The organism is Rhizocola hellebori, assembly GCF_016862955.1.
GTDB classification, from domain to species: Bacteria; Actinomycetota; Actinomycetes; order Mycobacteriales; family Micromonosporaceae; genus Rhizocola; species Rhizocola hellebori.
On record NZ_BONY01000074.1, the window covers coordinates 37,560 to 46,818 of the forward strand.

Annotated in this window: 12 protein-coding genes; 3 read left to right on the plus strand and 9 right to left on the minus strand. The window is 69.4% G+C overall.

Annotation, left to right across the window (positions count from 1 at the left end; translation table 11 throughout):
• Positions 1 to 39: 39 nt before the first annotated feature.
• Positions 40 to 1,236, minus strand: coding sequence for a WXG100 family type VII secretion target (locus Rhe02_RS38620; RefSeq protein ID WP_203913445.1), 1,197 nt, complete (start codon positions 1,234 to 1,236; stop codon positions 40 to 42).
• Positions 1,237 to 1,238: 2 nt separating this feature from the next.
• A complete protein-coding gene (locus Rhe02_RS38625; RefSeq protein WP_203913446.1) occupies positions 1,239 to 1,562 on the minus strand; it encodes a hypothetical protein in 324 nt (107 codons plus the stop codon).
• 105 nt (positions 1,563 to 1,667) lie between these two features.
• Here Rhe02_RS38625 and Rhe02_RS38630 point away from each other — a divergent pair, with 105 nt between their 5' ends.
• Positions 1,668 to 1,958, plus strand: coding sequence for a YbaB/EbfC family nucleoid-associated protein (locus tag Rhe02_RS38630; protein WP_203913447.1), 291 nt, complete (start codon positions 1,668 to 1,670; stop codon positions 1,956 to 1,958).
• Entirely contained in the window at positions 1,955 to 2,308 is a 354-nt protein-coding gene (locus Rhe02_RS38635; RefSeq protein WP_203913448.1) for a YbaB/EbfC family nucleoid-associated protein, read from the plus strand. Before Rhe02_RS38630 ends, Rhe02_RS38635 begins: the two co-directional genes overlap by 4 nt.
• A 10-nt stretch (positions 2,309 to 2,318) precedes the next feature.
• Here the strand turns inward: Rhe02_RS38635 and mycP are convergent, their stop codons facing one another.
• Genes mycP through Rhe02_RS38670 form a run of 7 tightly spaced genes read right to left on the minus strand, consistent with a single transcriptional unit; the run spans position 2,319 to position 8,116 of the window.
• The gene (mycP, locus tag Rhe02_RS38640) at positions 2,319 to 3,599 is read right to left on the minus strand and encodes a type VII secretion-associated serine protease mycosin (RefSeq protein WP_203913449.1); all 1,281 of its coding nucleotides are present in this window, start codon (positions 3,597 to 3,599) and stop codon (positions 2,319 to 2,321) included.
• 2 nt (positions 3,600 to 3,601) lie between these two features.
• A complete protein-coding gene (locus Rhe02_RS38645; RefSeq protein WP_203913450.1) occupies positions 3,602 to 4,471 on the minus strand; it encodes a hypothetical protein in 870 nt (289 codons plus the stop codon).
• A 5-nt stretch (positions 4,472 to 4,476) separates the two neighbouring features.
• Positions 4,477 to 4,788, minus strand: a complete 312-nt coding sequence (locus tag Rhe02_RS38650; RefSeq protein ID WP_203913451.1) for a hypothetical protein — start codon at positions 4,786 to 4,788, stop codon at positions 4,477 to 4,479.
• Positions 4,778 to 5,485: a hypothetical protein gene (locus Rhe02_RS38655; protein ID WP_203913452.1), complete on the minus strand. Its 708-nt coding sequence runs from the start codon at positions 5,483 to 5,485 to the stop codon at positions 4,778 to 4,780. The genes Rhe02_RS38650 and Rhe02_RS38655 overlap by 11 nt, the downstream gene beginning before the upstream one ends.
• Before the next feature lie 45 nt (positions 5,486 to 5,530).
• Positions 5,531 to 6,322 (minus strand): ABC transporter permease, encoded by a 792-nt coding sequence (locus Rhe02_RS38660; protein WP_203913453.1) that lies wholly within the window; start codon positions 6,320 to 6,322, stop codon positions 5,531 to 5,533.
• Positions 6,319 to 7,059 carry an ABC transporter ATP-binding protein gene (locus tag Rhe02_RS38665; protein WP_203913454.1) on the minus strand — a complete coding sequence of 247 codons (741 nt, stop codon included), beginning with the start codon at positions 7,057 to 7,059 and terminating at the stop codon, positions 6,319 to 6,321. Before Rhe02_RS38665 ends, Rhe02_RS38660 begins: the two co-directional genes overlap by 4 nt.
• Positions 7,060 to 7,114: 55 nt before the next feature.
• Positions 7,115 to 8,116 (minus strand): cellulose binding domain-containing protein, encoded by a 1,002-nt coding sequence (locus Rhe02_RS38670; protein WP_203913455.1) that lies wholly within the window; start codon positions 8,114 to 8,116, stop codon positions 7,115 to 7,117.
• Between the two features lie 107 nt (positions 8,117 to 8,223).
• Here Rhe02_RS38670 and Rhe02_RS38675 point away from each other — a divergent pair.
• On the plus strand, positions 8,224 to 9,259 hold a 1,036-nt coding region (locus tag Rhe02_RS38675), incomplete at its 3' end, for a LacI family DNA-binding transcriptional regulator (RefSeq protein WP_203913456.1).

Sequence of the window (9,259 nt, forward strand, 5' to 3'; positions counted from 1 at the left end):
CGGCCGGGCCGCAATGGCCCGGCCGCTTGCTTTGGTAGCTCAGCTCAGCACGGAACCGGGGGCCTCGTCGGGATCCCACGGGTTGCCGTCTTCCCTCAGCCAGGTGTCGGAATCGGCGTGCTCTTCGTGTTGGCCCGAGCCGTAGCCCATGGGGCCCATCGCTCCGCCTGCGCCGCCCGCACCGCCGCGTGCTCCTGCCGCACCGCCACGTCCTCCGGCTGCGCCGCCTGCCGCACCGCCACGTGCACCGCCGGCACCGGCGACCCCTGCGCCGCCCGCTGCGACGCCGCCCGAGGCACCGCCGCGGCCCAGCATGGCACCGCCTGCCGCGCCGCCGCCGCGCCCTGCTACGCCGGCTCCCGCTGCACCGCCTCCGATTGGGACGCCGCCCATCATGCCGGGACCTCCGGCGCCCGCGGCTCCGCCGGGCAGTCCGCCGCCACCGGGGCCAAGGCCGCCGGGCCCCCCAATTCCGCCCAGGCCGCCACCGGCCATGCCCGGGCCGCCATAGCCGCCGCCAAGTCCGCCGGGGAAGGAACCGGCGCCGCCAAGGGCACCCGCTCCCGCCAGCGACGTGCCCGGGCCCGTGGGGCCAGGGTCGGGAATGGCTGGCGGCTCAGGCGGGATCGTGAACGGATCCAGTGGGGTGCTGCCGGGAAGGCCCGTCGGCGGCTGCAGCGCGGCCGGGTTTGCACCGCCCTTCTTCTTCAGCAGATCGGCGAAGAACTCGATGGCAATGGCGGCAAGGGTCGCCGCCACCTGACCATCGGTCGCCGTCGATGTTGCTACGTTGGCGTTGACCTGGCCGGTGTAGAGCTTGGCGATGGTCCAGTACATCTTCATGATCGCAGCGGCGTGCGGCCCTACCGCCGAGGCGTAGTGCTCCGGGCCGGGTACCACCTGCCCGCTGGGCAGCACGACGAAGCGGCCGGCGATCGCCGAGGCGACGGTCGCGTCGTTCTGCGTCTTGAGCGTCTGCATCCGGGTCGCCCCGGACGCGGTGACCGTCTGCGCCCGCGCGATCGCTTGCGCGACACGGGTTGCCGCGTCGATCAGCTTCGCCGCCCGCTGCTCATGCGCCTGGGCGGACGCCCCTGTCCAGGTGGCGCTGAGATCGGAAGACTTCCTGAACTGCTGGATGGCGGCGAGCAGACTCGCCGCCGCGCTTGCCAGGGCCGTGCCCCCCGAGGCCTGGAAGGCGATCGGACTCGACATGCGCTGTGCCATGAATTGCATGACTACCCTCCGTTCGGGAAGATCGTCGAAGCGTTGAACGTCTCCGTCGCCATCCGGTTGTCACGGTCACGCAGCAGCTGGGCCGTGGAGCGCAGCAGCTCGGCATGTTCGTTGGTGTGCTCGTTGAGCTGTTTGATGGCGGTCGCGATATCGGCGAACATGGCAACCATCGCCGCCGAGGTCATATAGGTGGCATTCATGCCCGCCGCGGCCTGGGCCGCCGCCGGTGCGCTGGCAAAGGAATCGAGGACCGATCCGGAGATCTTGCTGCCGATCTCGCTGGCGGCATCATCCACTTTGGTGAGGTCCATGTTGAGTTCGTCCACGGCGCACTCCTCCTCCCCGAGAGTCGTTACAGGTCAATATAGATGTTCGTCACCTGTGAATATAGAGTGTCAACGGACACCCCTGGACCGCCTTGGAGACGATCGATGTCGCTGCCCCTCGATGCCGCCGAGGCGCTCATCGCTGACCTCACCCGGCGTATGCAAGCGCTGCGGGAAGCGACCTACGAAGGCCACGATGAAGCCAAGCTGGCCGTGGCGACGGTGACCGGCGACGGCGAGGTGCGCACGGTGAAGCTGGCGCAAACCGTTGGCCGGCACAGCCCGGAAGATGTCGCCGACGCGATCCGCAAAGCCGTCACCGCCGCCCAGCAGGAGCTGGCCCTGGCCTACACCAAGCTGGCACACCAGGCCGAACAGTGGGAGCAGCAGCAGTGACCGAGGCCGACGACTACTACGAAGAGGTCTCCCGCGCCGCTGCGGCGGCCATGCAGACCGTCGCCGAGCTGGCCCCCCGGCTCGCCGCCCGGGAGGTCGAAGAGCGCAGCCCGGACGGCAGGGTCATCGTCAAGGTCACCGCGGCCGGCACGATCACCGACATCACCCTGCGCAACGGCGTCCTGCGCCGCTATGACAGCGCGGCCCTGGGCGAGCTGGTGGCCAAGATGCTCAGCACGGCACAGCGGCGTGCCCGCGCCGAATACGAAAGCGCACTGATGGCCGCCATCCCCGACGAGGTGGCCGAGGCCAGCCGCATCATCCGCGATTCCGCCCGCGACAGCACGTAAATCGTCCCCGTCAGTCGGGGGCTGTACGGGTGGGGCGCCAGCGGCGGCGGCGGCCCCGGCGCACAGCGGCGGCGAGCAGCAGCGCCAGCCCGGCCACGATGGCACTGCCCACGGCGGACCAGCCCGCCACCACCCTCACCTGGCGCAGTGGATCGGTGGGCAGCTGTGGCGGCTGGACCTGGGTCATCGAGGCGGACGCGCTTTCCCGCTGCGCACTCAGCGCCCCGACGGCGCGCTGCGGATTCACCACGCCGTAACCGACCACCGGATTCCAGATGTCGGCGGGATGATCCGCGGTCTGCATGAGACGGTCGGCCACCTGTTGCGGGCTGAGCGCTGGATTGTAGGCACGAACCAGGGCCGCCACTCCGGAAACGTAGGCGGCGGCGAAGCTGGTGCCACCCGGCTCGCTGAACAGGTATCCCCCGCCGGCCGGGGAGGGACCGGCGATCTGCACGCCGGGGGCGGCAATGTCCACATAGGAACCCGCGGTGGAGGACCCGACGTGCTTGTCCTGCCGATCCGTGCTGGCCACCGCGATCACGCCCTCGTAGGAGGCCGGATAGGACGGGGCCCCGGGCTGTGCCCCGCCGCCCTCATTGCCGGCGGCGGCCACCAGCACCACGCCCCTGCCGATGGCATAGCGGATGGCGGCTTCGAGCTCGGGACTGTGCGTGGTGGTCAGCGACAGGTTCATCACGTCCGCGTCGGCCACGTCGGTCGCCCATCGGATCGCTTGCGCGATGCGGGCCGGAAGGTCCTCGTTGAAGGAGCGGGTCTGATCGCGCAGCACCCGCACCGGTACCACCTGGGCGCCGGGGGCCACGCCGTGGAAGGCGTACCCGTTGCTGACCGTCGGCCGCCCGGCGATGATGCCCGCGATGAGCGTGCCGTGGCCGTTTTCGTCGCAGGTTCCGGGACCCGAGGTGACCAGGTCGTTGCCCGGCAGCACCTTTCCGTCAAGGGCGGGATGCGCGGCGGAGACACCGGAGTCGATGACCGCCACCCGCACCCCGGCACCGGTGCTGAGCGGCCACGCCAGATCCGGCCGCAGCCGGGTCAGCGGCCACGGCGCCTCGGCCAGCGGATCGGCGATGACCGGCCCGCACGCGGCCGCCCACGTCTGTGAGCCGGTCGCCGCGGACCACCGCGTCTGTGAGCCGGTCGCCGCGGACCACCGCGTCTGTGAGCCGGTCGCGGCGGACGCCCAGGCGGCGCCGGATCCCAGCGGGGAAACGGGTGCAGCGCTCAGGCAAACGGCGAGCGCCGCCGTGGATAGGGCACGCCACATAATCAACGCCGCGGCGGGGGGATGACCGACCAGCCGCTGCCGGCGGCGGAGTCGTCGAATCGGCCGGTGGTCGCCTCGGGCCACCGCATGTTCGGAAACGCGGTGCGCAGCTGAACCTGCAGCGAGCCGACCCACGACCATTGGGCGACAAGGGAAGCCAGCAGCGCCAGGCCGGCCGTTCGCATCTGCGCCGTGTTGGACAGCGTCACGCGCAGCGCGTTGCCCAGGGCGGTCAGGGCCTGCCACACGAGCATGCCGACGATGGGCCACAACAGCACTCCGCGCACCCCGGCCCGCAACGCCGCGGCGGCCGCCACGATCACCGAGCCGAGCGCCACCAGCGCCTGCACGATGGCAATAATGATCTTCACCACCATGGGCAGGATCGCCACGTAGAAGCTGAGCATCAGGGCGGAACTCTGTTCAAGCGCGTCGGCGGTTTTGGTGCCCACCTCACCTATCCGGGCCGCCGAGGTGCTCTGCAGCGACACCGTCTGGAAGTACTCGCGGGCGCCGATGCCCTCCCATTTGGTGTCGGACTCAAGGATGTCCGGGTGCAGCTCCCGGGAGACGACCGTGGCCTTGCCGCCGACCTCCCGCCAGCCCTCCACATAGCGGCGCATCAGCAAGACCGCGAAGGCCTGCTGGATCCACTCCTGGACGGTCTTGGTCGCCTCGGCCACCGCCTGGCCGATACTGGCGTTCGTCGTGCGAATCTGCGTCGTTATCGAAGCGGGCGCGACGTCGCCGATCGCGCTGAGCACCTCGGAGCTGGCCCCGTCGAGCCGGCTTCGCTCGCTGCTAAGGCGCTGCAACCGCGACTCAAGCTGTCTGAGCACCTCTTGCAGCCGCGCCTCGAAGTCGTCTGCCATCGCGCCTACCTCGGCTTGAGGATTTCGAGCTGCCGGGCACGGGCCGCTTCGTCGCGCTCATATTTGCGGGCGATGCTCTCCAGCGTCGCAGCGACCACCTCGAACTGCGGGCCACCTTCGGCGCAGCGGTCATGGAAAAAATTCCAGATTTCTGTGTACGCGGTCTTCATCGGTGTGAGCGTGGTGCGTTCGAAAGCGCCGAAATGCAGCTGGCCCAGCTCGGAGACGATGGTGTTCATGGTGCTCGCGTGCCGTCGCCACGCCGCGGCGTCGGCGCGCAGCGCATCGGTGGCGACCTGGAGGAGTTCAGCCGACATGGGTTTCTCCCTTGAGTAGCGCGATCGCCTCGGCCTGCACCGCGTCGAGGCGGCGCAGCTGGGCAGCGGGGTCGGTTTCGGCTGTCGTGGCGTGCAACTGCGCCAGCGCCTCGGCCAGGACCTGGCGCAGCGCCGCGGTGAGCTGGCCCGCGCCCTGCCCGGAAACCCAGCCCGCGTCGGCGGCGCAGGCCACAGCGCCCTCCCGGGAAACGGTCAGCGTCAGCTTTCCCATCGCGGCCGAACCTATGCCCTGCACCGGTTGCGCCAGCGCCGCGGTCGCGGCGTCGACCGTGTCGAGCGCGTCGAGCAGCTCCCCGGCGACGGTGGCTGGGTCTCGTACCACATGATGAGGAATTTGATCGACGGGCATCGGCGCCGAAGCGGCGGGCGGGTCATCGAGTTGCTGCAGCAGGCCGCTTTTCTGAAGCTCGTCGGCCCAGGCGATCGCCCAGCTCTGGGCGGCGGAGGCGAACGCGGCGGTCACCGCCTGCCCGAACGCACCGGATCCGATCATGCGCAGCCACTGGTAGCCAACCTCGACCGACTCCGGAAGACCTTGCGGCCCAACGGTTGCCCGGATCTCGCCGGTGTCGTCGTAGCCTTCGGCGCTTTCCACCGAGATCGCCCCAGCCCGCTGCAGCACGTGCGAAAGGGCTTCAGCTTGCCGGTGCATCTCGGCCAGGCCGTCGTCCGCCACGGCGCATTTTAGCATCTAAATGCGCCATTCCGGCAAGGACGGCGGCTATGAATACCGCGTGACGAATCCGCGATGGCGGAAGATGCGCAGCATCCAGCTGCAGAAGGCCAGCGCCAGCACGAGCACGATGAGCGAGCCGAGCGCGGCCAGCCACAGCGTGTTCGCCCGCGCCGGCTCGCCGCGCAGAATCGTGCGCATCGCCTCGAACGCCAAACCCGTTGGCAGGTAAGCAAGGTATTCGCCCACCCCGCCCGGCAGCGCCGACACCGGGAAGAAGACCCCGGAGATCGACAGCATGACGTAGTTCAGGCCCCAGGTGAGAATCTCGGCGCTGGGCCCGAAGCGCAGGATCAGCCCGAGGATGATGAAACCGAGCGCCCAGCCGTTGACGATGAGCAGCAACACGATGGGCAAAGCGTTCCAGCCCAGCGAGTTCAGCGTGAAGCCATAGATGAGCGCGGTCATCACGCTGATCGTGGTCATAGTCATGGTCAGCTTCATCAGCCCGAAAGCGGCTACCCCGAACAGATACTCGGTGGGCGTCACCGAGGTGGTGAGCACGTTGAGCAGGTTGCGCGTGTTCGTCTCGTCGGTGACCGACAGCGAGACCGTCATCTGCACCACGGTCAGCGTCCAGAACAAGGTGATTCCGCCCAGCAGCAGGGCAACCACGGTGGCGTCAGGGGTTCCGGCCGCTGTCGACAGGTACAGGCCCAGCGAGCCCCACAGGATCGCGTCCATCACCGGCCAGAAGGCGATCTCGAACCAGCGGTGCGGGCCGCGCCACAGCACGAGCCAGTGGCGGCGGATCACGGCGGCGACACGGATGACGTTCATCGGGGACCTCGCTGGGCTTGGGCAATCGCGAGAAAGGCGCTTTCGAGATCCTCGACGTCGAACTGGGAGGCGATGTCGTAAGGGGAGCCATTGGCCACCACCCGGCCCTGCGACAGCAGCACCACCCGCTCGCAAAGCGTTTCCACTTCGCGCATGTTGTGGCTGGTCACCAGCAGAGCGGTGCCGTCGCGGCGATGCGCCTCCAGCATCGCCTCGCGCACCCGCGCGGCGATGTCCGGGTCGAGGCTCGCGGTGGGCTCGTCGAGGATGAGCAGAGCGGGCCGGTGCAGCACCGCTTTGACGATGCTGACCAGGGTGCGCTGCCCGCTGGACAGCTCCTGATTGCGCTTGGCCATCAGCTCGGTCAGGCCGAAAGCGCCCGCCGCGGCGTCCACATTGGCCTGGCGGCGGCGCAACCCGGCGAAGCCCGCGAAAAGCTCCAGGCTTTCACGCACCGTCAGATTTTCCGGCAGCGGCAGGTACCCGGCGACGAACCCGACCCGAAGCATGGCCTTGGACCGATGCCGGGGCAGCCGCAGCCCCGAGATCTCCACCGTGCCCGAGTCGGGGGTGACCGCGCCCAGCAGCATGAGCAGCGTGGTCGTCTTGCCGGCCCCGTTCGGGCCGAGCAGCCCGACCCGCTCACCGGCGGCCACGGTAAGCGTGATGCGGTCGACCGCGCGTTGTCGCTTGAACGATTTGACCAGGTCCTGTGCGTTGACCGCGAGCTCAGTCACACCGCGAAGGTACCGGTGATCACCACCGGTACGCATCGCGTTTTCTCACCGGCCATCACCCGATCGAGCAGGGCCGATCGTTGAGGGTGAACGAGGTGGGGCTGGCGTTGGCGCCCGTGAAGGTGGCCTGGAAGCCGAACGACTGCGCGCCACCGCTTCCGCCGATGGTGGCGTTGTAGCTCAGGTTGCCCACCGCCACCCCGGCACCGGTCTGGGTGAGGGCGCCGTTCCACAGGTTGGTGATGCGCTGATTGCCGGCGAAGGTCCACCGCAGGGTCCATCCGGTCACCGCCGCGGAAGCGGTGTTGGTGATGCGCACCTCGGCGTTGAAGGCGCCAGCCCACTGGCTGGTGACCCGGTAGCTCACCGCGCACGTGGGCGGCACCGCGACACCGGTGGTGGTGACCAGAAGCGTGGAGATCGAAGACGCGTTGCCGACCGCATCGACCGCGCTGACCCCGAGCACGTATTGGGTCGCCGGGGTGAGTCCGGTGTGGACGAAGGTGCGTACCGATGGGTTGACCGCGGTCGTGGTGCCGACCAGGGCCAGCGGGCCGCCGGGCAGGCCACGGTAGACGCGGAAGGTGGCGACCTCGCCCCACAGCGCGCCCTGCCAGCTCAACCGGGCCGAGGTGTCGGTGATCTCCGAGGCGCTGAGCAGGAAGACCGGGCCGGGTGGCTCGAGGTCCCCGGGCAGCGTGATCACCGTGATGAGGTTGGAGGAGGGCGACCGGTTGCCGGCCGCGTCCAGGGCGGCGACATAGAACTGGCTCACCGAGCCCCGGTTCAGGCCGGTCACGGTGGCGGTGTTGGTGGTGGGGGTGGCCACCCGCTGGATGATGTCGGTGTGAATTCTCCACACCTCGTAGTGGTCGACTCCGACGTCGTCGGTGGACGCGGGCCAGGTGAGGGTCACGCTGAATTCGGTGATGTCGGAGGCGACCGGCAGCCCGGGGGCGGTGGGCGGGGTCGTGTCCGCGGCCAGGGCCGGCGCGGCATTCATCAGCACCAGTGCGATGACCGCTGCGATCAGCAAGGGCAGCCTGTGAGTGCGCATCTCAAGTCCTCACGCGAATTTGAAAATGTCGATGGAAGCGCTCCCAGTTTCGGTATCTCGTGGTTTCCTGTCAACGCCCGGGTCTCCGCCTTGAATAGACTGCGGTGATGGAGGGCAAGGTCTCGGACAGTCAGCCCCGCGGGCGACGGCGCGGCGAGATGACCGTCGCCACGATCGCCCGGCTCGCGGGCGTGTCTTCGCCGACCGTGTCCAAAGTGCTCAATGGGCGGTCCGGGGTGGCCTCTGACACCCGGCGGCAGATCGAATCGCTGCTGCGTGAGCACGGCTACCGGCGCCCAGAGGCGGTCGGCCGGGCGCCCACCATCGAGGTGTTGTTCCACGCCCTGGAGAGCCACCTCGCCATCGAGATCATGCGCGGAGTGGAGTCGGTGGCCCGCGAGCACGATCTCGCGGTCGGGTTCGGCGAGATGGGCGACGACACCCGCCGCGGCCGCGGTTGGGTGGACAGGCTGCTGGCCCGGCGGCCCACCGGCCTCATCGTCGTCTACTCGGAGGTCACCGCGCGCCAGCAGGCCCGGCTGGCCGCCAGCGGAATTCCCATGGTGGCACTGGATCCCACCGGCGAGCCGCTGCACACGACGCCCTCGGTGGGGGCGGCCAACTGGAGCGGCGGCGTCGCCGCGACACAGCACCTGCTCAAGCTCGGGCACCGGCGCATCGCCGTCCTGAGTGGACCTCCCGAGCTGCTGTGCGCGCGGGCCCGCCTGGACGGCTTCCGGGCGGCGATGGACGCCGCCAAGGTCAAGGTCGACGACGACCTGGTGATGGCCGGAAAGTTTGACTTCGTTGACGGCGTCGCGCTCGGCAGCGCGCTGCTGCGACACGCCCGTCCGCCGTCGGCCGTGGTCTGCGGCAACGATCTACAGGCGCTGGGGATCTACGAGGCCGCTCGCCAGGCCGGCCTGCGTATCCCGCACGACCTGAGCGTGATCGGCTTCGATGACGTGGAGTACGCCAGATGGTGCGGCCCGCCGCTGACCACGGTGCGGCAGCCACTGACCGACATGGGCGCGACCGCCGCAGCCATGGTGGTGGCGCTCGCCGCAGGTGATCAGCCTGCGGAGACCCGCGTCGAGCTGGCCACCACATTGATCGTCCGGGAAAGCACAGCAAATATTGGCG